Raw genomic sequence first — 25496 nt, forward strand, 5'->3', positions numbered from 1 at the left:
GCCACTACATATGGGAGGTGCAGATGAGCGTTACGTATGATTTCGGAGGCCGTGTCGCGTTGGTGACCGGGGGAAACTCCGGGATGGGCTTTGCCACAGCCTGCGCGTTCGCACGCGCCGGAGCCGCAGTAGCCGTGGCGGGCATCAACAAGGAGTCCTTGGATAGAGCCGTCGCGGAGATCCGGTCGGCCGGCGGCAAGGCGATCGGGATCCACTGCGATGTCGCCGACGAGGTCCAGGTGGCCGAGATGGTCGGACGGACGGTCGCCGAGTTCGGGCGTCTCGATGCGGCGTTCAACAATGCCGGTATCCAGATTCCTGCATCCGATACCGCGGACCAGTCGGCTGAGGACTACGACAGGATCGGCGCCATCAATCAGCGCGGCGTCTGGGCGTGCATGAAGCACGAACTCCGCCAGATGCGAAAGCAAGGCAATGGCGCCATCGTCAACTGTTCCTCCATCGGAGGCGTGGTCGGGCGTGCCGGAATCGCCGCCTACCATGGCACCAAGCACGGCGTGATCGGACTGACCCGCAGCGTCGCGCTCGAATATGCGAACCGGGGCATCCGCATCAACGCCGTCTGCCCCGGTACCATCGATACGCCGATGGTGTCCGACATGCTCGAAAAGGGCATGCTCAAGATGGACGACCTGCTGCGCGATCTCCCGATGAAGCGGCTGGGTACGGGCGACGAGATCGCGGGCTCGGTGCTGTGGTTGTGCAGTTCGGGATCGAGCTTCGTAACCGGCCACGCGCTCCTCGTCGATGGCGGCTTCACCGCCCAATGACGCGCGCAAGACTCAGGGCGACGAGGACATGCGTGGCCGCATTCCGGCTGGCCGTCGGCCTGGCAAATCTTGGGTTGGGCTTCGCCAACGCATCGTCTCCCCGGCAGGCGGCGCCGTCCGGACGACTGACACCGCGGCATTCGCTTTACGCGAAATAGCGCGGATCACGCGCGATGGCGCAGCTCCTCGACGAACGTGACGAAGGCGGGAGAGGACTGGCGGCGGCTCGGGTAGTAGAGATGATAGCCGCTCCAGTACGGTGACCATCCTTCAAGCACACGCTGCAGACGACCTTTGGCGATGTGCGGCAGCGCTATTTCCTCCGGCACGTAGGCCAATCCCTGCCCGGCGAGCGCCGCGTCCAGAACATGAAAGATGTTGTTGAAGACGAGTTGGCCGTCGACGCGCACCTTGATCTCGCGACCCCTTTCCTCGAACTCCCAGACGTAGAGACCGCCCGAGGTCGGGAATCGGTAATTGATGCAGTCGTGCCCGGTGAGATCCTGTGGCCTTTTGGGCACGGCACGGTCGCCGAAATAGGACTTGGCGCCCACGACGGCGAAGCGGAAATCGGGGCCGATCCGCGCCGAGATCATGTCCTTCGCGAGCTGCTCGCCCATTCGTACACCTGCATCGTAGCGCTCCGTCACAATGTCGTTGAGACCGTTGTCGAGCAATAGCTCGACCTTGATCTCCGGATGCCGGACGAGAAATTTCCTCAGTTTCGGCCACAAGATGCTGCTGATGGCATAGTCGGGGGCGACGACCCGGATAGTCCCGGCGGGTGTGGCGCGCAGCTCGTTCAGGGCATCGATCTCGAGCTCGATCTGGTCGAAGTGCGGACCAATCCTTTCCAGCAGCCGCTCGCCCGCGTCGGTCGGCGCAACGGCGCGCGTCGTGCGTGTGAGCAGCCGAACGCCAAGCCTCGCCTCGAGCTGACGAATGGTGTGGCTCAAAGCGGACTGGCTAATGCCGAACCGGGCGGCTGCCTTCGTGAAGCTGCGCTCTCGGGCGACGGCCAGAAATGCAAGGAGATCGTTAATGTTCTGGCGGGACAATCATGAATGCCTTTCATATCTGAATAGACATTATACAGGTCTTGACCGCATCATAAAAGGATCTTGGCGAGCGCCTGGCGCTCGAATACTTGTGGTCGGCGCAGGTTGCGCAGATCGCCGTAGGGCCGCTGCATCTTATCCAACGCGGTCCTGGCACGCTCAGCATCTTGAGCAATCAGCCATCCGTCTGGGTGAGTCCGAATTCCCCCTCTTACTTCCTGCCCAGGAAATTGCGTCCCGCAGTTGAGCGGCGTAGCTCCGATCCGACTAAAGCAATTGTCCACGTCGTTAGTCGGTGAACCGGATATTGTTATCGACGACGACTTCTTTCCATCGCGCCGCCTCGCTGGCCAGGAATTGATTGAGATCGTCACCGGTGCGGATATCAGTTTGAAACGACAGGGGTTGGAAACGGTCCCTGAAGCTCTGCGACTGGACAGCTTTCCGGATCGCTTCCGCGAGGCGCGACACAACGGCCGGCGGGGTGCCTGCCGGAGCAGCATAGCTGTACCAGAGTTGCGAGTTGATATCTGGAAAGCCGAGCTCGCGCATAGTCGGAACGTCAGGCAGGTTGTTCGTCCTTTCGCTGGAGGTCACGGCAAGAACGCGGAGCAGCCCTTCTCCGCGCAGGTTCGCCGCCTCGCGAGCCGATGGAAACATCATTTGCGTGTAGCCTCCGACCAGCGACTGCATGCCCTCCGGATTGTTCTTGTAGGTGACGTGGAGGCCGTGCCCTCCGATGGCTTTCAGGAAACGAATAGCCGTTAGGTGAGCCATCGTTCCCGCGCCAGCGCTTGCATAAGCAATACCGTCAGACTTCGTGGCGATCGCTTTGACGTCTTCGATCGTCGCGATTTTCGAGGCCGCGGGAACCACGAGCGCCATGGGATATCCACCGATCTTGATGATCGGCGTGAAACTCTTCAGGCTGTATTTCAGGCTCTCGCGCAGGACTGTTTGAACCAGGGCCGCTGAGTGCAGGCACAACAGGGTGTAGCCGTCCGGTGCGGCCAGTGAGACAGCCATGGCGCCGATGGTGGTTGCGGCGCCGCCCCTGTTTTCGACGATGAGTGGCCGCCCCAGGTCGGACGCGATGGCTTCGGAGATAAATCGGCTCAGCGTATCGTCGTCACCACCAGGAGGATTCGCGACGACGATCCTAACGACGCGATTGGGGTAGGCCGATTGAGCATATACGGTTGAGCCATAAGCCAATCCTCCCAGGCCGCACGCCGTCCCACCCAGCACAAAAATCCTGCGCGATATCACCGGATTCCCTCCTCAATTGGACGCCATTTGGGAAGCGCCTCGTCTGTTGTCATTCCGATACACCAACTGACCGAGGACCGCAGCCTGCGAGCCGGATTGGATATAGCAGCGCGCTATATCCGCTCGACCCATTGGCTCCATTAACTGTGGTTTTCATCCAGAGCATCGCCCATTGATGGGTGTTGAACGGGTCCGCCTGAAATCCGGTCGAGGCCGCAACTTGCGGCGACCGGAACGAGACCACGACAAGAGAGGACGAGATGCTCAATACAAACCTTGTACGAGGGCTATTTATGACGGCTATAGCCCTCTTCTTTGCCGTGAGCGCGCTGCGCTATACGATTGGGGATCTGGGCCGCTCCGGCCCGGGAATGTTTCCTCTGATCGTGAGTGGACTTTTGTTAGTCCTGGCCGTGATTTCGATCGTTCAATCTCACGTCACCGACCCCGTGCCCTTGTATTTCGACATGAAGAATATCGGGCTGATCCTGGCGGGCCTGGTTCTGTTTGTCGCGGCTTCTCGGTTCTTGAATATGCTTGTTGGGATAGTCCTCATGATCTTTGTCGTGGGGCTGGCCGCGCGGACCTACTCCTGGAAGCGCAATCTTCAGATCTCGATTGGACTGACTGCGGTGGCCCTGATTTTCGAAAGAGTCCTCGGGCTCAATCTGCGGCTCGTCTAATGGATATTCTTCAGAATCTCGCATTCGGATTTGAGCATGCGCTCACGCCGGCCAATCTGCTCTACTGCGCGATCGGATGTGTGGTCGGAACCCTGGTCGGCCTGCTTCCGGGGCTCGGTCCCCTCGCCACGATCAGCCTACTTTTGCCGCTGACCTATTCGATTCCGACAGGTGGCGCGCTGATCATGCTGGCCGGCATCTACTATGGCGCGCAGTACGGCGACAGCGTCAGCGCGATCACTATGAAGATCCCGCATGCGAGCAGCATCGTGGCCTGCATCGACGGCTACCAGATGACGCTCAAGGGCAAGACCGGCTTAGCGCTCTTTACTGCGGGTGTATCAAGTTTCATCGGAGGCACGGTGGCGCTTGTTGTGCTGGCCTGTTTGGCGCCGACCTTAGGACAGGTGGCTTTCCTCTTCGGACCCGCCGACTATTGCGCCTTGATGCTGCTAGGCTTCTTCTGCGTCAGTTTCGTTACCACCGACAGCCTCCTGAACGGCCTGATGATGTGCATGCTTGGCGTGCTGTTCGGGCAAGTCGGCACCGATCTTGAGACCGGCGTTCAGCGCTTCACCTTCGACCTGCCCGCACTCTATGACGGCGTCAGTGTCGTTAGCATCGCGCTCGGGTGTTTCGGCATCGCTGAGATCACCAAGAATCTGGATGCGCGAGACGAGCGCACGCCGTTCAACGGCAAAATCCACCTGATTCCGACTTGGGCCGAATTCAAGAGGATTATTCCCAGCGCGCTGCGCGGCAGTGTGATAGGCTCAGTACTGGGCATCCTGCCGGGGGGCGGCCCGGTCATCGCCCAGTTCGTTGCTTACGGCCTCGACAAGAAGGTGAGCAAGTACGGTCACGAGATCGGCTCGGGCGCGATCGAGGGGGTTGCAGGCCAGGCTGCGGCCGACGAGGCGGCAGCTCGAACCAGCTTCATTCCGCTGATGAGCATCGGGATCCCCGAGAATGCAGTCATGGCCTTGATGATGGCTGCCTTCATCATCAAGGGAATCCAGCCTGGGCCAAACATGATCGCGAAGCACCCAGATCTCTTCTGGGGGCTCGTGGCGAGCATGTGGGTCGGAAATTGCTTTCTCCTCATTCTCAATGTGCCGCTGGTGCGGCTCTGGCTATCCGTCTTCAAAATTCCTTACAACGTCCTCGTTCCGTCAATTCTGTTTTTCTGTTGCATCGGGACGTTCAGCGTCAACAACAACCTTGACGATATCCTCATCACGGCGGTTTTCGGCCTCATCGGCTGCATTCTGATGCGGCTCAAGCTGGATCCGGCGCCGTTGATGCTGGGTTTCGTTCTTGGCCCCATGTTGGAGGAAAATTTCCGACGAGCGATGGTCATCAGCCGCGGGAGCTTCGCGACCTTCGTCCAGCAGCCCATCTCTGCATCGCTTCTGGGAATTATTGCCATCGTGGTCGCGATCAACGTCGTCCTTTCGTTCCGAGGCAAGCGCCTCCTTCCGAACGTGCACGCGGAAGGTCCTACGGAGGCAACGACGTGACGTTCGGATGCCGTCAGATTGAAGCGCCATGCTCTGGCTGAATAGGATGATTTGGAGGTCCGGAGAATGAGAATTTGCGTATACGGAGCAGGCGCGGTTGGCGGACATCTCGCAGGCAGGCTCGCGAAAAGCGGCGCAGACGTGTCTCTCATCGCCCGGGGCGCGCATCTTGCTGCCATTGAGAAGGATGGACTCCGCGTGGAAACGCGAGAGGGCGTCCTTCACAGTTGGCCGAAGGCAACCGACGACCCCAAGAGACTTGGACCGCAGGACGTTGTGATCGTGGCCCTCAAGGCGCCGTCGCTGCCGCAAGCAGCAGAAGGCATCGGTACGTTGCTGCGTGACGATACACTTGTGCTTTTCGCCATGAACGGGATTCCCTGGTGGTATTTCCACGCCAACGGAGGTGCGCTCGACGGCACGAAATTGCCGCGCATCGATGTTGACGGCATCCTCTGGCGAACCGTTCGACCCGAACGGGCAATTGGGACCGTCGCCTACACAGCATGTACTGTGACGGCCCCCGGCGTGATCCACGCGGAGAATCCCAGAAATCGCCTGATCCTGGGACGTCCCGACGGCAAAGCCGATCCACACCTTCAATCCCTGGCCGATGCGATGCTCGCCAGCGGCCTTGAGGCCGAGGTGACGCCGAAGATTCGAGATGCGATCTGGACAAAGCTGCTCATGAACCTCACGGGAGGGGCACTCGCGATCCTGACCGGTTTTGCGATGAAAGAGGCTTTCTCGGATCCTGCGGTAGCGGCGGCCGCCGCAGCGATGGCACGTGAAGGTGCTGCTATCGCGAAAGCTCTCGGTTGCGATCCAGGGGATCCGGAGGGCGGTCTGGCTCGACTATCCGTATCGACACACAAACAAAGCATTCTGCAGGACCTGGAGCGCGGTCGACCGATGGAAGTCGATGCCATGCTGCGGGTCCCGCTCGACCTGGCTCGTCTGGCCAAGGTCTCGACGCCGACCTTGGACCTGATCATCGGCCTCGCCGCGCAGCGCGCGCGATCGGCCGGCCTCTATGCAGGCCAGAACTGACACCCACCGCATCTGAACAGCCGCTGCCATTGATTCTCGGCATGAGAGCCGCGGGCCCGCAGAGCACGGCAAGTTCTCCTCGATACGCAACCCAGCAAGGAATTAACCCAAGCAACGAGTTAACCTATGAGTCGACACCGGGATTGCGGTCATCGCTGGAGATGGGATCGGAAAAGAGGTCGTGCCCGAAGTCGTGGCGAAAATGTTGATCCGGGGCACTGCCGCGATAGTTCTAGATGCTGGTTCGCTGATAGTCGAAGATTGCCTTTTTCCAGCGATGGATCGTGTACGAACTGAAAATGCCGTTGATGAAGAAAGGGTCGCTCTCGATAAAATCGATCGCTTCTTGCTTGATGTCGGTATCCAGAATGACGAGCCCGCCCGTGTAATTGTCGCCATTGTCGGAGAAGAGACCCCCACTGGCGATAATCCGGTGTGCATTGTTGATGATGTGATCCAGGTGTATGGGCCGGAAAGTCTTCCTGACTTCCGAGGTCCCTTCATTCTGAAACCATGTGATGACGTAAGGCATGTCCTGCGTCTTTCCGGGCGCGTTCTTGTAAGCCGGCCCGATCTCCTGGTCGGCCAGTTCGGCTAGTCTGCTTCAGGAAATACGAGGGCTCAACCCACCTTCGCGCGGCTCGGACAGGCATACATGCGCGGGTTATAGGATGGCGCTATATGGACTTGTCGCCACGATCTTGATCTTGCGGCGGGACAGTGCCCTAGTCAGCCGAGGAAAGATCGAAATGACGTCCTGCGGCAGAAGCGTGAAGAACGGCGGTATTTTCTACAGAAGATAATCTGCCGGACGCTGAGCGGATGCCACTACTCGGGAGGAGTGCCCTGATGAGGAATGGATTGACGCGGCGTCAAGCCCTGGCTGGCGCAATGGCGCTTTGCGCAGCCTCGACCTCCGCGCGAGCGGCCCTGATCGAAAGGCCGGTTCGCTGGATCGTTGGCTATCCGCCCGGTGGATCCACGGATGCGCTCGCCCGCCTGCTGAGCCCTTCGCTGGCAGCCAGCCTCGGTCAGACGGTGATCGTCGACAACCGGCCGGGAGCAGGCAGCGCCATCGCAGCGACGGCCCTGGCGGGCGCCGCGCCTGATGGCTCGACCATCATGGGAGCCGATAACGGCACTCTCATCTACAATCCGGTACTCTACAACGATCTCAAATATGATCCCGACAGGGACTTCCGCCCCGTCGGGCTCTATGCCGGCATCAACCTGTTGCTGGCCGTGCCGGCGAATTCACCGATCCGTTCGGGGGCGGAGTATTTGGAGAAGGCCAGGACTGCCAAAGACCCGGTCATCTATGCGAGCCCGGGCATCGGCAGCCCGCTTCATCTTGCGATGGAGCGGTTGGCCCGGGACGCGAATGTGCGCCTCACTCATGTCCCCTATCGCGGAATGGCACCTGCGCTGACTGATGTTCTCGCCGGCGTCGTGCCGAGCATCATCATCGATTACACGACCGCCGCGGAAGCCATCAAAGGCGGACTCATTCGTGCCCTGGGCACGCTCTCCCAGTCGCGCCTCCCGGCGCTTCCGGACGTGCCGACTATGGCAGAGCAGGGCCTGCCGGGCTTCAGCGCGGGGGCATGGCAAGGTGTGATCGTTCCGCGCAAAACGCCCGATGCAACCGTGAAAATCTTGGCAGACGGTCTCGCGCGCGCCATGTCGGACCCCCAGGTCAAGAAGCGATACGAGGACCTCGGGCTGGACATGCCCGCAAGTGACACTGAAACCTTCGCGAAGCGCTGGCAGGAGGACAAGGCCATCTGGCAACCGCTCATTCGCAGTCTCGACATCAAGCTCGGCTGACGGGGGAGATCATGGGACGTCTGGAAGGCAAGGCAGTACTGGTGACCGGCGCGGGCAGCGGAATAGGCGCTGCCTGCGTGCGGCGGCTGATCGGAGAGGGGGCGCTGATTGCGGCCGTCGACCTGCGCCAGGATGCCGTGGACGATGTTTTGGCGGAATTCAACATCGGCGACCGTGCTTTCAGCGCGACGCTCGACGTCGCCGATCGGGAACAGGTTGGAGCGTTCTTCGCGGCCGCTCAGCAACGCTTCGGCAGGCTTCACGGTCTGATCAATTGCGCCGGCATCCGCGGGGTCGGCAGCGTTCTCGACGTCGAGACGGAGGGCTGGCAGCAGGTCATGGCCGTCAATGTCGACGGCACCGTGAACATGTGCCAGGCCTTCGCGCGTCTCGCCATTGAAGACGTCTATGAGGGCGAGAAGGCGTCGCGGTCGATCGTCAACATCTCGTCGGGGGCCGGGCTGATGGGTGTCCCCAACCGGCTGAGCTATGTCGCCTCGAAATTCGCCGTGTCCGGCATCACGCGAACGATGTGCGCTGAACTGGGCAAGTACAAGATCCGGGTCAACGCCGTCGCTCCGGGCATGACGCGGACGCCTTTCACCGATTACATGTTCCAGGATCCCGAGAACGTGAGGCGCATCCGCGCCGCACATCCGATCGGCCGCGAAGCCGATCCAGACGAGATCGCGGCGGCGATCGTGTTCCTACTCTGCGACGATGCCAGCTTCATTACCGGTGCGGTGATCCCTGTCGACGGCGGCAGCACCGCCTGCATCCCTTCCCACTAGTTCTACTGAGTCAGAAAGTCGCGTTACGAAGGAAGCTGGGACTCAGTTAAGCAAGGGGATTCAGGTCGGCATGGAGGCAGTCATGAGTCACCGGGCGTCTGGAAGCAGTGAATCGCAATTTGCGTCGTATGTCGAGGGGCTTGCGAGCGTGATCGGGCACCAAGACCGCAAGCAGCCACTGCGCGACTATTGCGCCGGGCTGATGCTGGGTTGCGAGCGCAAGAGCGTCGAACCAATCGCAGCCTTGACGGCACCGGCTCGGGTGGCCGCCCAGCACCAATCGCTTCTGCATTTTGTCGGAGAAGGGCGCTGGTCGGACGAGCGGGTTTTGACCAAGGTCCGCGAGCTGGTCTTGCCTGAGATCGAGCGTCACGGCCCGATTGAAGCATGGATTATCGACGATACCGGGCTGCCCAAGAAGGGGCAGCACTCGGTGGGTGTTGCGCGGCAGTATTGTGGTCAGCTTGGCAAGGAGGACAACTGCCAGGTTGCGGTATCGCTGTCGATTGCCAATGAGCATGCGAGCCTGCCGGTGGCGTACCGGCTGTATCTGCCGCAGGAGTGGACGAACGACAGCGATCGGCTGCGCAAGGCGGGCGTTCCTGAAGATATTGGCTTCAAAACCAAGCATGAGATCGCGCTTGAGCAGCTACGCTGGGCCTGCGCGGCCGGACTGCCACGCGGCGTGGTGTTGATGGACGCCGGCTACGGCAACAACAGCGATTTGCGCGCTGACATTACAGCGTTGCAATTGACGTACGTCGCCGGCATCCAATCGAACACTACGGTATGGGCACCGGGCACAGGGCCGCTGCCGGCGAAGAAGAGGTCGGGCCGCGGACGTCCACCCAATCGGCTGAGGCGCGACGCCAGGCATTGGCCGGTCTCGGTTAAAGAGCTTGCGCTCGGCCTGCCCAGGCGCGCCTGGCGCACGATCGAATGGCGAGAAGGTTCGGCGCAGACGCTGTCCTCGCGCTTTGCGCGGGTGCGCGTGCGTGTCGCGCGGCGTGATGAGCGGCACCATCAGGTGCGCCCGGAAGAATGGCTGTTGATCGAGTGGCCCAAGGGTGAGAGCGAGCCGACCAAATACTTCTTGTCGACACTTCCCGAAGACATCACCTTCAACCGTCTGGTCTACTTCACCAAGTTGCGTTGGCGCATCGAGCGCGACTACCTGGAACTCAAACAGGAAGTCGGGCTTGGACATTTTGAAGGTCGCGGGTGGCGTGGCTTCCACCATCACGCAACGCTCTGCATCGCGGCTTACGGATTCCTGGTCTCCGAGAGGGAGACGATTCCCCCCTCAGCAACGCACGCCGCCACGATCCTCCCGCAACTTGCCGTTCCCGACGGCTACCGACCCAGGGGAGCTGCCGTTGCGGCCTGAACGTCATATCCCGAACTCGATCGCAACCATGCGCATCCGCTTGGCCAATGCCATCGCTAGAATCTTGCCGAGATGCCCGTGTTGCGGACAAAGCAAAGTGCGATCGCAACAACAATTTATGACGCAGTAGAACTAGGACATCGATCAGCCTAGATCGGCGCAAGCGCGGCAGCCTCTTCCTGGAAGCCGAACATCGCCTTCGCCTCGAGATATTCCTCAAGGCCGAAAATGCCCATTTCCCGCCCGTTGCCCGACTGCTTGTAGCCGCCCATGGGGGCCGCCACGCTGCCCGCTGCGCCGTTGAAGAAGATGCGTCCGGCCCGCAATCTGCGACTGACGGCCAGCCCCTTCTTGCGGTCGGAAGAGAACACGTAGCCACCGAGCCCATAGGGCGTTCCATTGGCGATGGCGACGGCTTCTTCTTCGTCGTCGTAGGGAAGGACGGCGAGCACGGGGCCGAAGATCTCTTCCCGCGCGATCGTCATGGTCGGTGTCACCTCCGCGAATACAGTCGGCTTGACGAAATACCCTCGTTCTAGACCTTCCGGCCGTCCGGGGCCGCCGCAGACGAGCCGTGCTCCTTCGTCGATACCGGTCCGGATGTAATGCTGGATCCGCTCGAACTGCATGCGATTGACAACCGGCCCTATCGTCGTATCCGGGTTGCGCGGATCACCAATACTGACCTTGGCCGCCTCGCGCGCCAGATGGCCGGCGATCTCGTCCATCTGGCTGCGATGCACCAAAATCCGGCTCGGCGCGTGGCAGGACTGTCCGGCGTTGAAAAAACCGCGCGCGATATTCCAACGCGCTGCAGCTTCGAGATCGGCGTCTTGCAGCACCACATTCGCCGATTTTCCGCCGAGCTCCTGCGCGACGCGCTTGACCGTACCCGCGGCGGCGGCGGCCACGAGAATGCCTGCCCGGGTCGAGCCGGTAAACGAGATCATGTCGACCTCGGGATGGCGACACAACGCTTCTCCGACCTTGGGGCCGTCGCCGTTCACCAGGTTGAACACGCCTTTTGGAACGCCCGCGGCATCAAGGATCTCGGCAAGGATGATCGCGCTCAGGGGCGAATACTCGCTGGGCTTGAAGACGATGGTGCAACCGGCGGCAAGTGCGTAAGCGATCTTCGTGACCGGAGTCTGGACCGGCCAATTCCATGGCGAGATCAGAGCGCAGACGCCGATCGCTTCTTTCCGGATGATCGATCCTCCGATGCGCCGTTCAAACGGGTACTCCCGAAGGACTCTGGCAGCTTCGTTCCAATGCTCGACCGGGCCCAGCGTTTGGACCGTCGCGCTTTTCGGCGAGCCCATTTCTCGTGCGATCACGTCGGCGAGATCGGACTGGCGCGCGGCGTAAGCCCGTTGGATGCGATCGAACATCGCGATCCGCTCTGCGACAGAGGAAACGCTGAATTCCGCGAAAGCTCCGCGGGCGGCCGCCACCGCGCGATCCACATCGGTCGCAGTCCCCATGCTGACCGTCGCGAACGCCGTCTCGGTCCTTGGATCAATCAATTGGGCCGTCTGAAAACTCGCGGGATCGGTCCACTCGCCGCCGATGTAGAATTTCCGATACTGTTCCATGTGCGGCTTTGCCCTTGCTCCCGTGAGACTCTGTGACGTCGAGCGCTCAGTTGCTGTGAGTGAGGCCGCCGTCCGCGGCGATCGTCTGTCCCGTGATGAAGCCTGCGGCCGGCGTGGACAGGAACATGATGAGGCCCACCAGGTCCTCCGGCACCTGGCCGCGCGGAAGACATTGCTCGCCGAGCACCCTCTGCCGAAAATCCGGGCTAGGATTATGCTTCCGGTCCACTTCCGTTGCCGTCGCGCCCGGGCGAATACAATTGACGGTGATCCCGAACGGGCCGAGTTCGCGGGCCAGGGAATTGGTCATGCCGATGATCGCCGACTTCGATGTGACGTAGTGAAGATAGTTGGCGACACCGCGCGGCACGGCATCGGAGGATATGTTGACGATCCGGCCCCACCCGGCCTGGCGCATCGCCGGCGCGACCGCGCAGGCGCAAAGATAGGACCCGGTGATATTCACGCGCAGGACCCGTTCCCATTCGTCGAACGGGATTTGATCGAACGGGACCTTGTTGAGTGTCGCGAAAATCGCTGCATTGTTGATCAGCACATCGATGCACCCGTAGCTCTCGCTGATCGTTTGCGCCACATTATTCACGGAAACGCGGTCTGCCACGTCCACATGGACGGCTTTGGCCCTTCCCCCCGCGGCCTCGATCTCCCGCTGGACGGCTTCGGCTTTGGCCGTGTTGAGATCCGCCACCACTGCGACAGCTCCAGCGGCAGCGAACTGTCGCGCAAGTTCACGCCCGATACCTTGGCCAGCACCAGTGACGAGAACGACACGATTCTCGACGCTGAAGTCTCGGGCATGAGCCGGAACCCCGGAATCGGCCGGGGCGTGAATGGAGGTCTTGGCATCCATATTCAAACTCTCTTGTTGCAGTTGGGAAACCGGCGCACGCTCCGCCACGCCGGAGTTCAAAGTCGGCCTAGGCGAACTGCCTTCGGTTCTGGGTCGCTGCGCCGATGAGGAAAGAAAGATCGTTTCCGGTCGACACGTAGCGAGCACCATGCGCGACAAACTCCTTGATCAGATCCGGGCGCGAGCCAAGCCCGCCCACACCGAGAACCTTGCGATGGGCTCGACACGCGTTGAGACAGCGCTCGTAGGCCTCGCGGACGAGGGGGTGATCGATCTGCCCTGGCACACCGAGCGCACTGCAGAGATCGTTGGTCCCCACGAGCAGGATGTCCACGCCGTCAACGGCGGCAATCTCCTCGACGGCGGCCAGCCCCTCCGGGGACTCGATCATCCCGATGATCATCGTCGCATCGTTCAGCTGCCGGCTACTCTCCGCAGCCGGCAGCGCACGGAAATGCAGCTGGGGCAGGAGACCGGCCAGCGATCTGTTTCCGGCGGGTGGATACTTGACGGCACGCACGATGGATCGTGCATCTTCGGCCGAACCGAGATGCGGCGCGATGATGCCGAGCGCGCCGCAGTCGAGCACACGGGCAATGAAAGCGGGATCGGTGTTTGGCACGCGGACGAACGGAGCGATCTCCAGGCCGATACAGGCGATGCAGATCTGGCCCACCGTGTCGAGCGAGAAGCCATTGTGCTCCAGATCGATATAGACCGTGTCGAAGCCGGCCGTACGTGCGATGCTGGCGACCTCAATGCTCCGGACCAAACGAACGGTCATGGAATAGACGGTCTGGTCTCTCGTCAGCTTCTCCCTGACGTTGTTGCGAAGCCGATCCGTTTCTGAAGCCATTTTCGGTACCGTCGCGAGAAGACGTTATCGCTCGTGGACAGGAGCGAGGAGCCAAGCCAGGGCGCTACAAACTATACGCGACTGAAATATACATGGCCTGCCGAGAGCTCTAGGACATACTTCAACGAAGCAGGCGCAACATATAGCGCGAAGTTATACCGCGGGAGTGGCGAGGCTTTCGTGAGGGCACGCGAAGAGCTAACTGTCATTCGATGCCGGAGCTTCAAGTCCGGTGTACAAAAATCGCAGCGGTATTGAGAGGTGACTATGCGGGTGTCACAATCTTCGAGCACAGACGCCGATCTCGTCGGAACCATGCGCGAGGGAGTCCTCGCCCAGAAGCATTTGCTGATCGGCGAGGAGGGCTCTCCGATTAACTACGATCTGAACATCGGGCGCGCTGGAGGCGGCGGCTGGCGCGCGCCGCGTCACCGCCACAACTTCGATCAGATCCGCTTTGTCCTCAAAGGAAACTATCCCTACGGTGACAACAAAGTCCTGCCCGAGGGATGGGTCGCCTACTTCCCGGAGAGCGTCTACTACGGCCCGCAGGATCGTCCCGAAGGGCTGGAGACCATGGTTCTGCAAGTCGGTGGTGCGAGCGGCCAGGGCTATCTCAGCGTCGCGCAGCGAGAGGCCGCGAACGCAGCGCTGAACAAGAAGGGACACTTCAAGGGCGGTCTCTTCGTCTACACCGACGAGAAGGGAGAACAGAAGACTCAGGACGGTTCGGCGGCATGCTTCGAACATGCGACCGGTCGGAAGCTCGAGTTCGCGCCGGCGCGTTACGAAGACGTCGTCGTCATGAATCCATCGGCCTATGCCTGGATTCCGCAGGGGGCAAAGGGTGTGGAAGTCAAGTGGCTCGGGTCCTTCACCGAGCGAAATGCAAGGATTGGCTTCCTTCGGCTTGCAGCCGGTGCCGTCTACGGTGGCGGGGAGCATCCCTCAATTGAGGTGCTGTACCTGAGCAAAGGGAAAATCTCCGTCGATGGCCAGAAGTACGGACCGCAATCCGCGCTCGAATTCCTGCCCAAGGAGGGCCCCGTGCCGATCACGGCAATCGAGCCGACCGAGTTCCTCTGCATGGTGCTGCATCAGTTCTGAAGTTGCGGCTCAGGATGTCGGCGCGCCGCCCGTTCGCCCCTCGGAACGTCCAAGTCGTGCAGCGGCTCTTTCGGCTGCTTGCGTGCCGACAGCGCAAGACGACGACCGCTCGGCGAGCGCACCCGCTCGCCGGCGCAACGTTCAAGCGTGATCACGCAAGGTTGGAAAACGACCACGTGTGCGCCCCCTGGGAAACGAAGGGAGGTCATTTTGAAACACGGCACCGAGGGCTTGGCCACGGGAATCTGCGGCGTGTCTGCAATTCTCACTCAAGCGGGGGAGGGGTGGCTATGCCCACGCCAGTGAATGCCGGGGCACGGCTTGATCGCCTTCCAGCCGGATCGTTCCATCGCCGGGTTCTGTGGCTGGTCGGCATGGGCATGTTTTTCGACTCGTTCGACAACACGTTGTCGGGATCGGTCCTGGCAGCGCTGCTCGACAGCAAATGGTCGACGCTCGAGCAGAATTCCCTCTTCATGTCTGCCACGTTCATCGGCCTGACGCTCGGTGCCGCGGCTGCAGGCTGGCTTAGCGATCGCTTCGGGCGGCGCTTTGCCTATCAGTTCAACCTTGCGATCTTCGGGAGCATGGCGCTGCTCTCGACCCTGGCGCCCTCCATGCCCTGGCTGATCGCGATCCGCGCGGTCATGGGCCTCGGAATGGGCGCCGAGTATGTCATGTGCTACGGCCTCATCATCGAGTTCGTGCCTCCGGAGAAGCGGGGCAGATATCTCGGGTATCTCGCCGTGTTTGCGGGGGCTGGCGTCTTCGCCACCTCGTCGATCGGTGCGCTGATTATCCCGTGGCTCGGCTGGCGGACAATGTTCCTGATCGGTGGTTGCGGCACGATCTGGGTCTGGTGGCTCCGTCGACATCTCCCTGAGTCGCCTCGCTGGCTCGAAAAGGTAGGTCGGACTGCGGAAGCCGAGGAGGTCATGCAACGCATCGAGCAGGAAGCTGCTGCTGCCGGTCCACTGCCTCCGTTCACTGCGGTTCCCTCTTCGCCGCCGCGTTGGGTCCCCATTACCGTTCTCTTCTCCCGCCCGGTGATCCGGCGCACTCTGCTGGCGCTTGTGGTCAACGTCAGTTGCCTGTTCGGGTCCTATACTCTCACGGGATGGATGCCGACCTTCTTCGTGCGTCAGGGCATGAGCGTCACGCGTTCGCTGGCTTTCACAGCCGCGATGATGGCCGGTTGGCTGATCGGCCCGCTGCTCTGTGTCGTGCTCGCCGATCGGGTCGGCCGGCGCTGGGGACTCGTCGCGTTCGGCGTGATCTGCGCAGCCTTCGGCGCGACTTATCCGTTTCTGACCGAGCCGACCTGGATCATCGTCTGTGGAATGATGCTGGTCGCTTCCGTCTCGGTGTTCCTGACCCTTGGTCTCGGCGGCACTCCCGAGCTGTTTCCGACCGAGTATCGCTTCCGCGGCGGCGGCCTCGCGCAGACGGTCGGCCGCGCCGGCCTGATCATCTCCCCGTTTGTCGTACTGACCTTGTTCAATAATTACGGCATCAACGGCGTGATCGGCGCAATTTCGGGGATGTATCTCGCCGTAGCCCTGCTCATGGCGGTGGCCGGCATCGAGACGAACCAGAAATCTCTCGAAGCGATCGAGCCCGAGGCGGCGGCCGCCCCCGAGGTGGCGCTTACGCCGGTGCGGCAACCGTAGCCCACGCGGGCTGTGAAAGTGAAGGCGTTCCAGTCGCCATTTGCGATTGCGGCTCAAGCGCCCGAGATAGACAAGGACAATCTGATGCGCGGCATCGTTTTTCGTGGCGACTGTACCCTTGAGCTCACAACAGTCCTGGATCCTACGCCGGGACCGGGCGAAGTCGTGGTCGAGATCAAGGCGTCTGGAATGTGCGGCAGCGACCTGCATTTCTATCGGCGAAAACCTCACCTTCTGCCGGAAAGCCCCATCATCGCAGGCCACGAGCCATGCGGCATCGTTGCAGCCGTCGGGCCGGGCGTGACGAGTCCGCATGCGCACATTGGCGCCAGGGTTATGGTTCACCACTATCATGGATGCACCGATTGCGAGCATTGCCGGTCGGGATGGCCGCAAATGTGCCAGTCAGTGCCCGTGACGATCTACGGAACGGATCAGCACGGCGCTCATGCCCCCTACATGAAGGTGTCGGCCGATACTTTGGTGCCGCTCGACGAGCGCCTGAGCTTTGCAGCCGGCGCCGCAATCTCATGCGGCACGGGCACCGCTTGGGGGGCGTTCGAGCGCATGGGGCTGACGGGCCGCGACACGATCGCGATCTTCGGCCAGGGCCCTGTGGGTCTCTCAGCAACGCTCCTCGCCAAGGCGCAGGGCGCGCGTGTGATCGCGCTCGACATCGACGGTAATCGGCTCGCCGTCGCGAAGGCGTTCGGTGCCGACTTCGTCGTGAACTCCCGGGAGGGAGATGTCCCCGATGCGATTCGAAGTCTCACCAACGGCCTTGGCGCGACCATGGCGCTGGAGACGGCAGGCGCTGCTGCCGCGGGGCAGGACGCGTTGCGCTGCGTTCGCCCCTGGGGCACGGTCGGTCTCGTCGGGCTGGGCGCCGATATCCAATTCTCACTCGCCCAGATGCTCCGCAAGCAGCTTCGTATCCTCACGTCATGGACGATGTCGATCCAGGCCCAACGCGCCTGCGCGGAGTTCGTCATCGAGCGTGGGATCGATCTCGACAGGCTTTTCACGGATCAGTGGACGCTCGATCAGGCGGAGGAAGCCTATCGAAGTTTTAACCGTCAGAGCGGCGGCAAGGGCGTGTTCCTGATGTAGCCGCAGAACAAGGGCGCAGGCGGCGGGCTCGCGCGGCGCGTCGAGCGGCGTGAGGCGACGCGACCGAAGCGCGCACGAAGATCTTCCATGAAGGACAGTCGATGAACCAGCACATACCGCTTTCACCGCTTTGCGACGCGGCGCGGCAGTTCCTGTCGCGCGGGCGATACGTGCACACGGGCGTGATGTGGGTGAACTGTTATGGCCTGAATGATCCGCTCGTCGGCTTCGGCGGAACCAAGCAGAGCGGGTACGCCGCCAAAGGCGGCCGTGTCCATCTGGATACGTATCCCAACTCCAAGAACGTCTACATCAATGCCTGAAGAGGACGCGCGGAGTTCTGCGACGCCTCCGAAGGACTCAGGACTGTCGAAGGAAACACATCAGATGCTCGAGAAAACGGCGAAGCTTCAGTTGAACGACCCCGATCTGCTGCGCAGCCAGAACTATATCGACGGCGAATGGGTCGCAGCCGACAGCGGTACGGTGGTGGAAGTCCGCAATCCGTCGACGGGAACACTCGTGGGGACGGTCCCTGCCATGGGGCGTGCCGAGACTGGCCGGGCCATCGAGGCGGCGCGGACGGCGTTCCCGAAGTGGCGTGCGATGGTGGCAAAGGAGCGGGGCGCAATCATCCGCAGGATGGCTGATCTGATGCTCGCGAACGCGGACGATCTGGCGGTCATCATGACGGCCGAGCAGGGGAAGCCGCTGGCCGAGTCGAAGGGAGAGATCGCCTATGCCGCCGGATTCCTGGAGTGGTTTGCGGAAGAAGGGCGGCGTGTCTATGGGGAGACGATCCCGGCACACGTCCCGGGCAGGCGGGTCGTAGTGACCAAGGAGCCGATCGGCGTATTCGCAGCGATCACGCCCTGGAACTTCCCCGCTGCCATGATCACGCGCAAGGCCGGTCCGGGATGGGCCGCGGGCTGCACGGGCGTCATCCGGCCTGCGAGCCAAACGCCGTACTCCGCACTGGCTCTGGCGGTGCTTGCAGAGCGAAGCGGTATGCCGCGGGGCGTGTGCAACGTCATCACCGGGCCGTCGAGCACAACCGGCAGAGAGCTCACGGAAAACCCCACTGTGCGCAAGCTCTCCTTTACAGGCTCGACCGAGGTCGGCCGCACGCTGCTGGAACAATGCGCCAAGACGATCAAGAAGACTTCGATGGAGCTCGGCGGCAATGCGCCATTCATCGTGTTCGACGACGCCGATCTCGACGAAGCAGTCAAGGGCGTCATAGCGTCGAAATTTCGCAATACCGGCCAAACCTGTGTCTGTGCCAACCGGATTTTGGTTCAGGACGGCGTCTACGACGCATTCGCCGCTAGACTGAAAGCGGCCGTAGAGGATCTTGTCGTGGGCGACGGGATGGAGCCCGGTGTGAGCCAGGGCCCCATGATCAACCGCGAGGCGGTCACCAAAGTCGAGGAACACATCACCGATGCTCTCGCCAAGGGCGCCACGATCGTGACGGGCGGGAAGCGGCATGCGCGAGGCGGCAACTTCTACCAGCCGACCGTACTGGCCCACGTGCCGAATGATGCCCTGATCTTCCGCGAGGAGACCTTTGGGCCCGTTGCCCCTCTTTTCCGCTTTCAGACGGAGGAGGAGGCGGTGCGACTGGCCAACGACACGCCGTTCGGACTGGCGAGCTATTTCTATGCGCGCGATGTCGGCCGGATCTTCCGCGTCGCCGAGGCCCTGGAATACGGCATCGTCGGCATCAATGAGGGGTTGATCTCCACGCCGGAGGTGCCGTTCGGCGGCGTCAAGGAAAGTGGCATCGGGCGCGAAGGCAGTCGCCATGGCATCGATGAGTACCTTGAGATCAAATACATGGCGCTCGGCGGAATTTAGCTCACATGAAGACCTATCAGCTTTACATTGACGGACGGTTTGTCGAGCCGCAGGGTGGCGAGTGGCTCGACACCGTCGATCCCTATCGCGGAGACGTGTGGGCCCGAATTCCCCGCGCGAATGCGACCGACGTCTCCCGTGCGGTAGTCGCAGCCAAGCGCGCCATGACCAGCGGACCCTGGGCGAGCTTCTCTGCGTCCAAGCGCGGCCACATCATCCGCAAAATTGGAGACCTCGTAGTTCAGAATGCCAAGCGTCTCGCCGAGATCGAAGTGCGCGACAATGGCAAGCTGCTGGCGGAAATGCACGGGCAACTCGATGCGATAGCGCAAAGCTGGTTCTATTACGCGGGACTAGCGGACAAGATCGAGGGTTCGTTCATTCCGATCGAGAAGGAAGGCACCGTGGCGTTCACGTCGCGCGAGCCGATCGGCGTGGTTGCCGCCCTCACAGCGTGGAACTCGCCCCTGGGATTTGTCGCCGCCAAGTGCGCTCCGGCTCTCGCCGCAGGATGCGCCGTCGTGGTCAAGCCTTCGGAGTTCGCATCGGCGAGCACGCTCGAGTTTGCCGCCCTCGTCGGGGACGCAGGGCTGCCAGACGGGGTTTTCAACGTCGTCACCGGTCTTGGTCACGAGGCGGGATCCGCGCTCGTGGAGCATCCGGACGTATCAAAGGTCACATTCACCGGGTCGGATACCACGGGAACGAGAGTTTATGAGACCGCTGCGCGCGGTATGAAGAGCGTCTCGCTTGAACTCGGGGGCAAGTCGCCGAACATCGTGTTCGAAGACGCCGACCTCGACCTCGCGGCTTCCGGCGCGATCTCCGGAATCTTCGGTGCTGCCGGTCAAATGTGCACGGCCGGATCGCGGCTACTGGTGCAGAAATCAATACGGAAGGTATTCACCGAAAAGCTGGTCGATCTGGCTCGCCAGGTGCGTCTCGGCGATCCCATGGATTCCCAGACCAATGTGGGTCCGATTGCGACGCCCCCGCAGTACCAGAAAGTTCTGGACTACATCGACGTGGCTCGAAAAGACGGGGCTCGCTGCATCCTCGGGGGCAAGCCCGCGACAGGACCCGGACTGATCGGAGGCCAGTTCATTGAGCCGACGATCTTCACCGACGTCGCCAACAACATGCGCATCGCACAGGAGGAGGTTTTCGGGCCGATCCTGTCGATCATCGAATTCGAAACGGACGAAGACGCCATCGAGATCGCCAACGACGTTGCATACGGGCTCGTCGCCGGCGTTTGGACGAATAGCATCGGGCGCGCGATGCGCATGTCGAAAGCGCTCAAGGTCGGAACGGTCTGGGTCAACACCTACCGTGCCTACAGTTACATGGTGCCATTCGGGGGCATGAAACGATCGGGCCTCGGGCGGGAGAGTGGGATCCAGGCCGTCGACGAATACCTCGAGACGAAGAGCGTCTTCATGTCGACGGCCGCCGACGCCCGCCGAAATGCCTTCGTTATGCGTTAGCCACTGCGTTGGTAACTGGCTGATTTGGGGGAGAATCTGTATCGATGAGCCAAAGCCTCTCAACTCCGACGGTTCATATCTCTCAGACTTCTGGCATCAGACTGAGCGGTCGCCGGATCGTCATCACCGGCGCAGCATCCGGGATCGGCCGGATGACGGCTCAGTTGTTTGCTGCCGAAGGGGCATCGCTCGCGTTGCTCGACCGCAACGGAAAAGGGCTTGCCGACGCAGCAGGACACGTGAGCGGTCTTGCCCTCGAAGTTGACATCACTGACGAAGCATCCGTTACGACGGCAATTGGGCAAGCAGCCCGAGCGATGGGAGGTATCGACGGCCTCGTGAACGCAGCCGGGATCATGTCCACCGGGCCAGCTGCGGACATGCCAGCTCATGCCTTCCGCAAGGTCATCGAGGTTAACCTCACAGGGACGTACATCGTCGCGCGCAGCTGTCTTCCTTGGATGGGGCGGGAAGCGTCCGCGACGATCGTCAACATCGCCTCCGCTCAGGGGCTTCTCCCCAATGCACCCGGCCATACAGCCTATGCGGCCTCGAAAGGGGGCGTGGTGAATTTGACGCGCGCGCTCGCCGCTGAGCTCGCACCTCTGATCAGGGTCAACAGTGTCTGCCCGGGCATGGTGGATACGCCAATGGCGGATGGCCATCGGGCAAACGTGGGCAACTACGCGCTAAAACGGCTGGCAGATCCGGCCGAGATCTCCCGCGCCATCCTGTTCCTGACCAGCACAGATTCCTCATACGTGACCGGTGCGGCGCTCGCCGTTGACGGCGGCCGGTCCTTTCATTGATTGAGATGCGGGTGTCGACAGTCGCCTACGGCTCACAATTCAATTCAGGACCGAGATCGATACCCGCAGCCGCGATCTGACTGACGAGATTGCGGCTTGCCTCATTCAGCGGATGCCGCTCGCGGAAGATGAGCGCAATATCGCGGTTGAGCAGGGGACCGGCGATGTCGAGAGCCATGATCTTACCCGCCTGGACATCGGAATTTATGGCCGAGGCCGGCAGCAAGGCGAGGCTGTCGCTTCCGGCGACGAGGGCCTTGATGCAGTTGACGGTCCCGCACTCCGTCAGCTGCGCCGGGAGATCAACGCCCTCTGACGCAACCAGTTTCTCCAGGAGGGTCCTCTGCCTGCCAACCATCTGGATGATCCACGGAAACTGGGCAAGACTTGACCATGAAGGCTTATCGAGTCCAAGGGCAGGATGATCCGGCCGAGCGATGACAAACAGGCGATCCCGGAACAGGACCCGTTGCTTCAGGCCTTCGAGGAATCCGTAGCATTCCGTCTGGGCGACGATGAAATCCACTTCCCCGCGCATGAGACTGAGCAGGAGCTCGAGTTGGATTTTTTCGGCGACGCGGAGGACTGTTTTCGGATGGTCGTCGCGCCACTTGCAGATCGCTTGCGGGACAATGTAATTCGCAAGGCTCGGCAGAGTACCGAAAGCCACAGCGCTGTCCCTGTGCCCGTCTGATTCCCTCATCCGACTTTCCGCAAGCTTCAACTCATCGCGGATCAGTCGCGCGTGAGCGTACAGGAGTTCTCCCATCGGTGTCGGCTTGACCCCGATCGGACTGCGCTCGAGAAGCTGACCGCCAAGGCTCTGCTCCAGGCGGTCGATCGAGCATGACAGTGCTGGTTGCGACATCAGCAGTTCCTTGGCCGCCTTCTTGAAGCTCCCGCTCTCGATGACCGACGCAAGATAGAGCAACTTCTTCGGATCCAATTTTTCCTCCCGATCTGATCGGATTCTTTTTTGTTCTTATGAGCGCCGCCCAAACGGTCGCCATTCCAACCGGGGCGGAAACAGGAACCGTATTTATTGCCCCTGTCCGCCGACGCCTTCAACGCGTCTGGATGGGGAGGGTATAGCATACGTTTATACCCCTTGCGACCTGGTCGGGGAGTAGAGATGATAGCCTGACCAGGGCACGCACCAATCTTCGAGCACTCTCGTGAGATGTCCCTTCGCGATGTGCGGCAGGGCCAGGTCTTCGGGTACGAAGGCAACGTCGAAGCCGGCTACCGCAGCATCAAGCACCTCGAAGATGCTGTTGAAGATCAGCCGGCCGTCGTCATGGGGCGACCGTTCGAAGCAAGCGCTCTCCCGCTTCGATAGACCAAGCTTCGCCGCAGCTTTCGTGAAACTGCGTTCTCGTCCTACGGCCTTGAGGTCGTCAAAACAGCCGCGATGCATCCATCACCTTCGTTCATCCGTCTGCACTCCGGCAGTGCGCGGCTGTCACGTAAGCCGTGCACAGGAACGGGAGCTTCCCGGTCGGTCAGCCCATCTCTCCGAACTTGATCTTCGACAGAGGCAGGCTGCGAATGCGCTGACCCGTCAGAACGGCGACCGCATTGGCGACGGCCGGCGGCACGCCGGGCAGTCCGGGTTCGCCGATGCCGCCCATGGGAGCGCCACTCTTGACGATGCGCACGTGCACGCGTGGCATCCGGTCCGGCGGGAGAATGGGATAGGCATCGAAGTTGCGCGCCTGCGGAGCCCCCTTGGCGTAGACGACCTCTTCCAGCAATGCCGACGAAAGGCCGAGCGCAACGGCAGAGTTGACCTGAGCTTCGATAATGCCGGGATTGACGATGCTGCCTGGATCAATAGCAACCCAGACATCATGCACCATGACGCTACCGTCCTTCAGCGAGACCTCCGCAATCGTTGCGACCTCGCTGCCGAACGGGGAGGCCATGGCGGCGCCGCGCGCCCGCTTGCTGCCGTCTGCCGCGCTGAAGGGGCCGCGCTTCCAGCCGCCCGAGAGATCGCCGACGGCCTCCAGCAGCGTCTTTTGGCGGGGCTTGTCGGCCAAGAGCCGCAGTCGCAACTGATAGGGATCCTGCTTGCCGGCATCAGCAAGCTCATCGAAGAATGTCTCGTAGAAGAAGTCGTTCATGGAGTGGCCGACCGAGCGCCAGAACCCGATGATGTTGGGGTCATCGACGAGGACGTGGGCAACGCGGCGGTTGGGGATCGCGTAAGGTTTGTCGGCGATCCCCTCGACGGCCGAACGGTCGGCGACGCCAGGTTTGCGGCCGAACCAGCGATCCACCGGTCCCTCACCAACGGCTTCAGCTTCGAGCGCGACGGGAATGCCATTGGCGTCGAGGCCGCCCCGGAAGCGTGCAAAGCCCATCGGGCGCAGCGCGTCGCGCAGAAATTCCTCTTCGCGGCTCCAGATGACCTTGACCGGACGCCCGACCGCTTTTGCCAGTAAAATGGCTTGCGGAAACGGATTTGCGGTGTCGTACAGGAAATGCCGGCCGAAGAATCCGCCCAGCATAGGAGAATGAATCTTCACCTTTTCAGGGGCAATGCCCGCAGCCTTGGCGGCTGCGTTTTGAAACAGTTCGGGCGCCTGGTTGGGCATCCAAAGTTCGAGCGTGCCATCTTCAATCCAGCGCGCGATCGCCGAGGGCGGCTCCAACTGACCGTGTGCCAGATAAGGTGCGTCATATTTCGCAGTCACCACATGCGCGGCGTCGGCGAGCGCGCCGGCGGCGTCACCTGCCGTGTCAGCGGAGATGCCCGGTCCGGGAGTGGCGTCCAGGAGGGCCTTGCGCCCCTCGGACGAGAAGTCCGCCGGCATCAAGCGCTGCGAGTTCGATGCGGACTCGCTCCACCTGACCTGCAACGTCTCGACCGCGCGCCGGGCATGCCACCAGCGATCGGCCACGACGGCCACGGCACCAGGCAGACGATGGACAGAGTGCACGCCGGGCATCGCTTTCACCTCGGCCTCATTGCCGAACCCGGAAGGATCGAGACCGCGGCGCGGAGCGTGCTGGATGGCAGCCTGCAGCATGCCGGCGATCGTGAGGTCGATGCCGTAGGTCACCTTGCCGGTGGATTTATCGCGGACGTCGAGGCGTGCAACCGGCTTGCCGATCCAGCGAAAATCCTTTTCGGAACGAAGCGTCACGTCCTGCGGGACGGGCAGGGCTGCCGCCTCAGAGGCCAGTGCACCGTATTGGACCGTGCGGTTGGAGACGGCGTGGCGAATACGTCCCGGCTCCGTTGTGAGGCTCGCGACAGGGACTCGAAGGCGAGCGGCCGCGGCCTGTAGCAGCATCTGCCGGGCGGAGGCGCCGACGCGGCGCATCGTCTGGTAGCTCGAGCGCACGGAGTAGCTTCCGCCGGTGAAGCGGTTGCCATTCACCAGCAGATAGTCTTTGCCGGGCGGTGCGCATTCTACGGTGAAGCTGGCCGGCTCGACGTCCAGCTCCTCGCCGACGATCTGCGCGAGTGCGGTGGAGATGCCTTGTCCGCCCTCGACGAAGGGACTGCGCAGCAAGACGGTGTTATCGGCACGAATTTCCAGGAATGCCGACACGCGCGGAGCGGCCTTGGCCCCGGCAGCAGCGGCCTGTGCCAGAACCTCGCCGGTCGGCAGCGTGACGCCAAGGACGAGGGCGCCTAGCGAAGCACCCAGGAAGCCGCGCCGGGAGAGGTTGACCGGTTGGCCTTCCGGCAAATCGGTGGCGGCGCGGAAATCGTGATTCATGTTATTCATCGTGCGCCTCCC

At 61.8% G+C, this 25496-nt stretch carries 23 protein-coding genes; 14 read left to right on the top strand and 9 right to left on the bottom strand.

Annotated features, from left to right (window positions below; translation table 11 throughout):
• The first annotated feature begins 23 nt into the window (after nucleotides 1–23).
• Nucleotides 24–791 (top strand): glucose 1-dehydrogenase, encoded by a 768-nt coding sequence (locus A3M7_RS0133555; protein ID WP_027547829.1) that lies wholly within the window; start codon nucleotides 24–26, stop codon nucleotides 789–791.
• A 164-nt stretch (nucleotides 792–955) separates the two neighbouring features.
• On the opposite strand, the gene A3M7_RS0133560 is transcribed toward A3M7_RS0133555, so the two are convergent.
• Together A3M7_RS0133560 and A3M7_RS0133565 are read right to left on the bottom strand one after the other, a co-directional pair.
• Nucleotides 956–1849: a LysR family transcriptional regulator gene (locus tag A3M7_RS0133560; protein ID WP_027547830.1), complete on the bottom strand. Its 894-nt coding sequence runs from the start codon at nucleotides 1847–1849 to the stop codon at nucleotides 956–958.
• Nucleotides 1850–2137: 288 nt separating this feature from the next.
• The gene (locus A3M7_RS0133565; RefSeq protein ID WP_027547831.1) at nucleotides 2138–3118 is read right to left on the bottom strand and encodes a tripartite tricarboxylate transporter substrate binding protein; all 981 of its coding nucleotides are present in this window, start codon (nucleotides 3116–3118) and stop codon (nucleotides 2138–2140) included.
• Between the two features lie 260 nt (nucleotides 3119–3378).
• On the opposite strand from A3M7_RS0133565, the gene A3M7_RS0133570 reads away from it, so the two are divergent.
• The 3 genes from A3M7_RS0133570 (at nucleotide 3379) to A3M7_RS0133580 (ending at nucleotide 6371) form a co-directional block, all read left to right on the top strand.
• Entirely contained in the window at nucleotides 3379–3801 is a 423-nt protein-coding gene (locus tag A3M7_RS0133570; RefSeq protein WP_027547832.1) for a tripartite tricarboxylate transporter TctB family protein, read from the top strand.
• Entirely contained in the window at nucleotides 3801–5321 is a 1521-nt protein-coding gene (locus tag A3M7_RS0133575) for a tripartite tricarboxylate transporter permease (protein ID WP_027547833.1), read from the top strand. Before A3M7_RS0133570 ends, A3M7_RS0133575 begins: the two co-directional genes overlap by 1 nt.
• Before the next feature lie 66 nt (nucleotides 5322–5387).
• The gene (locus A3M7_RS0133580) at nucleotides 5388–6371 is read left to right on the top strand and encodes a ketopantoate reductase family protein (protein WP_027547834.1); all 984 of its coding nucleotides are present in this window, start codon (nucleotides 5388–5390) and stop codon (nucleotides 6369–6371) included.
• A gap of 232 nt (nucleotides 6372–6603) precedes the next feature.
• Here the strand turns inward: A3M7_RS0133580 and A3M7_RS0133585 are convergent, their stop codons facing one another.
• Nucleotides 6604–6903, bottom strand: a complete 300-nt coding sequence (locus A3M7_RS0133585; protein WP_027547835.1) for a YciI family protein — start codon at nucleotides 6901–6903, stop codon at nucleotides 6604–6606.
• Between the two features lie 317 nt (nucleotides 6904–7220).
• Here A3M7_RS0133585 and A3M7_RS0133590 point away from each other — a divergent pair, with 317 nt between their 5' ends.
• From A3M7_RS0133590 to A3M7_RS0133600, 3 genes are all read left to right on the top strand, one after another.
• Nucleotides 7221–8198 (top strand): tripartite tricarboxylate transporter substrate binding protein, encoded by a 978-nt coding sequence (locus tag A3M7_RS0133590; RefSeq protein WP_027547836.1) that lies wholly within the window; start codon nucleotides 7221–7223, stop codon nucleotides 8196–8198.
• A gap of 11 nt (nucleotides 8199–8209) precedes the next feature.
• Complete coding sequence (locus tag A3M7_RS0133595) at nucleotides 8210–8989, top strand: SDR family NAD(P)-dependent oxidoreductase (RefSeq protein ID WP_027547837.1); 780 nt, start codon at nucleotides 8210–8212, stop codon at nucleotides 8987–8989.
• Nucleotides 8990–9071: 82 nt separating this feature from the next.
• The gene (locus tag A3M7_RS0133600) at nucleotides 9072–10376 is read left to right on the top strand and encodes an IS701 family transposase (RefSeq protein ID WP_027547838.1); all 1305 of its coding nucleotides are present in this window, start codon (nucleotides 9072–9074) and stop codon (nucleotides 10374–10376) included.
• A 149-nt stretch (nucleotides 10377–10525) separates the two neighbouring features.
• Here A3M7_RS0133600 and A3M7_RS0133605 read toward each other — a convergent pair whose 3' ends face one another.
• The 3 genes from A3M7_RS0133605 to A3M7_RS0133615 all read right to left on the bottom strand — a co-directional run bounded on the left by A3M7_RS0133605 (nucleotide 10526) and on the right by A3M7_RS0133615 (nucleotide 13698).
• The gene (locus A3M7_RS0133605) at nucleotides 10526–11971 is read right to left on the bottom strand and encodes an aldehyde dehydrogenase family protein (protein WP_027547839.1); all 1446 of its coding nucleotides are present in this window, start codon (nucleotides 11969–11971) and stop codon (nucleotides 10526–10528) included.
• A 46-nt stretch (nucleotides 11972–12017) separates the two neighbouring features.
• Nucleotides 12018–12842: an SDR family NAD(P)-dependent oxidoreductase gene (locus tag A3M7_RS0133610; protein ID WP_027547840.1), complete on the bottom strand. Its 825-nt coding sequence runs from the start codon at nucleotides 12840–12842 to the stop codon at nucleotides 12018–12020.
• A gap of 67 nt (nucleotides 12843–12909) precedes the next feature.
• Complete coding sequence (locus A3M7_RS0133615; RefSeq protein ID WP_027547841.1) at nucleotides 12910–13698, bottom strand: HpcH/HpaI aldolase/citrate lyase family protein; 789 nt, start codon at nucleotides 13696–13698, stop codon at nucleotides 12910–12912.
• Between the two features lie 267 nt (nucleotides 13699–13965).
• Between A3M7_RS0133615 and A3M7_RS0133620 the strand changes: the two genes are divergently transcribed.
• From A3M7_RS0133620 to A3M7_RS0133650, 7 genes are all read left to right on the top strand, one after another.
• On the top strand, nucleotides 13966–14805 hold the full coding sequence (locus A3M7_RS0133620; protein ID WP_027547842.1) for a hypothetical protein: 840 nt from the start codon (nucleotides 13966–13968) through the stop codon (nucleotides 14803–14805).
• 56 nt (nucleotides 14806–14861) lie between these two features.
• Nucleotides 14862–16475, top strand: coding sequence for an MFS transporter (locus A3M7_RS0133625; RefSeq protein WP_198033859.1), 1614 nt, complete (start codon nucleotides 14862–14864; stop codon nucleotides 16473–16475).
• An 84-nt stretch (nucleotides 16476–16559) separates the two neighbouring features.
• Entirely contained in the window at nucleotides 16560–17585 is a 1026-nt protein-coding gene (locus A3M7_RS0133630; protein WP_027547844.1) for a zinc-binding dehydrogenase, read from the top strand.
• 101 nt (nucleotides 17586–17686) lie between these two features.
• Nucleotides 17687–17908 carry an aldehyde dehydrogenase family protein gene (locus A3M7_RS0133635; RefSeq protein WP_027547845.1) on the top strand — a complete coding sequence of 74 codons (222 nt, stop codon included), beginning with the start codon at nucleotides 17687–17689 and terminating at the stop codon, nucleotides 17906–17908.
• Between the two features lie 64 nt (nucleotides 17909–17972).
• Complete coding sequence (locus tag A3M7_RS0133640; protein ID WP_027547846.1) at nucleotides 17973–19445, top strand: NAD-dependent succinate-semialdehyde dehydrogenase; 1473 nt, start codon at nucleotides 17973–17975, stop codon at nucleotides 19443–19445.
• 5 nt (nucleotides 19446–19450) lie between these two features.
• Nucleotides 19451–20932: an aldehyde dehydrogenase gene (locus tag A3M7_RS0133645; protein WP_027547847.1), complete on the top strand. Its 1482-nt coding sequence runs from the start codon at nucleotides 19451–19453 to the stop codon at nucleotides 20930–20932.
• A gap of 44 nt (nucleotides 20933–20976) precedes the next feature.
• A complete protein-coding gene (locus tag A3M7_RS0133650) occupies nucleotides 20977–21741 on the top strand; it encodes an SDR family NAD(P)-dependent oxidoreductase (RefSeq protein WP_049823862.1) in 765 nt (254 codons plus the stop codon).
• A gap of 25 nt (nucleotides 21742–21766) precedes the next feature.
• Here A3M7_RS0133650 and A3M7_RS0133655 read toward each other — a convergent pair whose 3' ends face one another.
• The 3 genes from A3M7_RS0133655 to A3M7_RS0133665 all read right to left on the bottom strand — a co-directional run bounded on the left by A3M7_RS0133655 (nucleotide 21767) and on the right by A3M7_RS0133665 (nucleotide 25484).
• Nucleotides 21767–22687 carry a LysR family transcriptional regulator gene (locus A3M7_RS0133655; protein ID WP_084302760.1) on the bottom strand — a complete coding sequence of 307 codons (921 nt, stop codon included), beginning with the start codon at nucleotides 22685–22687 and terminating at the stop codon, nucleotides 21767–21769.
• Nucleotides 22688–22840: 153 nt separating this feature from the next.
• Nucleotides 22841–23158, bottom strand: coding sequence for a LysR family transcriptional regulator (locus A3M7_RS51385; protein ID WP_027547850.1), 318 nt, complete (start codon nucleotides 23156–23158; stop codon nucleotides 22841–22843).
• An 85-nt stretch (nucleotides 23159–23243) separates the two neighbouring features.
• Nucleotides 23244–25484 (bottom strand): xanthine dehydrogenase family protein molybdopterin-binding subunit, encoded by a 2241-nt coding sequence (locus tag A3M7_RS0133665; RefSeq protein WP_027547851.1) that lies wholly within the window; start codon nucleotides 25482–25484, stop codon nucleotides 23244–23246.
• Nucleotides 25485–25496 lie beyond the last annotated feature (12 nt).

The organism is Bradyrhizobium sp. WSM2254 (genome assembly GCF_000472645.1).
Taxonomy (GTDB): Bacteria; Pseudomonadota; Alphaproteobacteria; order Rhizobiales; family Xanthobacteraceae; genus Bradyrhizobium; species Bradyrhizobium niftali.

Excerpts from the sequence above, each read along its gene's own strand:
- A3M7_RS0133630 (WP_027547844.1), top strand. The coding sequence starts at position 16,560 with ATGCGCGGCATCGTTTTTCGTGGCGACTGTACCCTTGAGCTCACAACA.
- A3M7_RS0133640 (WP_027547846.1), top strand. The coding sequence starts at position 17,973 with ATGCTCGAGAAAACGGCGAAGCTTCAGTTGAACGACCCCGATCTGCTG.
- A3M7_RS0133595 (WP_027547837.1), top strand. The coding sequence starts at position 8,210 with ATGGGACGTCTGGAAGGCAAGGCAGTACTGGTGACCGGCGCGGGCAGC.
- A3M7_RS0133585 (WP_027547835.1), bottom strand. The coding sequence starts at position 6,903 with ATGCCTTACGTCATCACATGGTTTCAGAATGAAGGGACCTCGGAAGTC.
- A3M7_RS0133575 (WP_027547833.1), top strand. The coding sequence starts at position 3,801 with ATGGATATTCTTCAGAATCTCGCATTCGGATTTGAGCATGCGCTCACG.
- A3M7_RS0133615 (WP_027547841.1), bottom strand. The coding sequence starts at position 13,698 with ATGGCTTCAGAAACGGATCGGCTTCGCAACAACGTCAGGGAGAAGCTG.
- A3M7_RS0133580 (WP_027547834.1), top strand. The coding sequence starts at position 5,388 with ATGAGAATTTGCGTATACGGAGCAGGCGCGGTTGGCGGACATCTCGCA.
- A3M7_RS51385 (WP_027547850.1), bottom strand. The coding sequence starts at position 23,158 with ATGCATCGCGGCTGTTTTGACGACCTCAAGGCCGTAGGACGAGAACGC.
- A3M7_RS0133665 (WP_027547851.1), bottom strand. The coding sequence starts at position 25,484 with ATGAATAACATGAATCACGATTTCCGCGCCGCCACCGATTTGCCGGAA.
- A3M7_RS0133600 (WP_027547838.1), top strand. The coding sequence starts at position 9,072 with ATGAGTCACCGGGCGTCTGGAAGCAGTGAATCGCAATTTGCGTCGTAT.
- A3M7_RS0133645 (WP_027547847.1), top strand. The coding sequence starts at position 19,451 with ATGAAGACCTATCAGCTTTACATTGACGGACGGTTTGTCGAGCCGCAG.
- A3M7_RS0133635 (WP_027547845.1), top strand. The coding sequence starts at position 17,687 with ATGAACCAGCACATACCGCTTTCACCGCTTTGCGACGCGGCGCGGCAG.
- A3M7_RS0133590 (WP_027547836.1), top strand. The coding sequence starts at position 7,221 with ATGAGGAATGGATTGACGCGGCGTCAAGCCCTGGCTGGCGCAATGGCG.
- A3M7_RS0133555 (WP_027547829.1), top strand. The coding sequence starts at position 24 with ATGAGCGTTACGTATGATTTCGGAGGCCGTGTCGCGTTGGTGACCGGG.
- A3M7_RS0133605 (WP_027547839.1), bottom strand. The coding sequence starts at position 11,971 with ATGGAACAGTATCGGAAATTCTACATCGGCGGCGAGTGGACCGATCCC.
- A3M7_RS0133650 (WP_049823862.1), top strand. The coding sequence starts at position 20,977 with ATGAGCCAAAGCCTCTCAACTCCGACGGTTCATATCTCTCAGACTTCT.
- A3M7_RS0133620 (WP_027547842.1), top strand. The coding sequence starts at position 13,966 with ATGCGGGTGTCACAATCTTCGAGCACAGACGCCGATCTCGTCGGAACC.
- A3M7_RS0133570 (WP_027547832.1), top strand. The coding sequence starts at position 3,379 with ATGCTCAATACAAACCTTGTACGAGGGCTATTTATGACGGCTATAGCC.
- A3M7_RS0133610 (WP_027547840.1), bottom strand. The coding sequence starts at position 12,842 with ATGGATGCCAAGACCTCCATTCACGCCCCGGCCGATTCCGGGGTTCCG.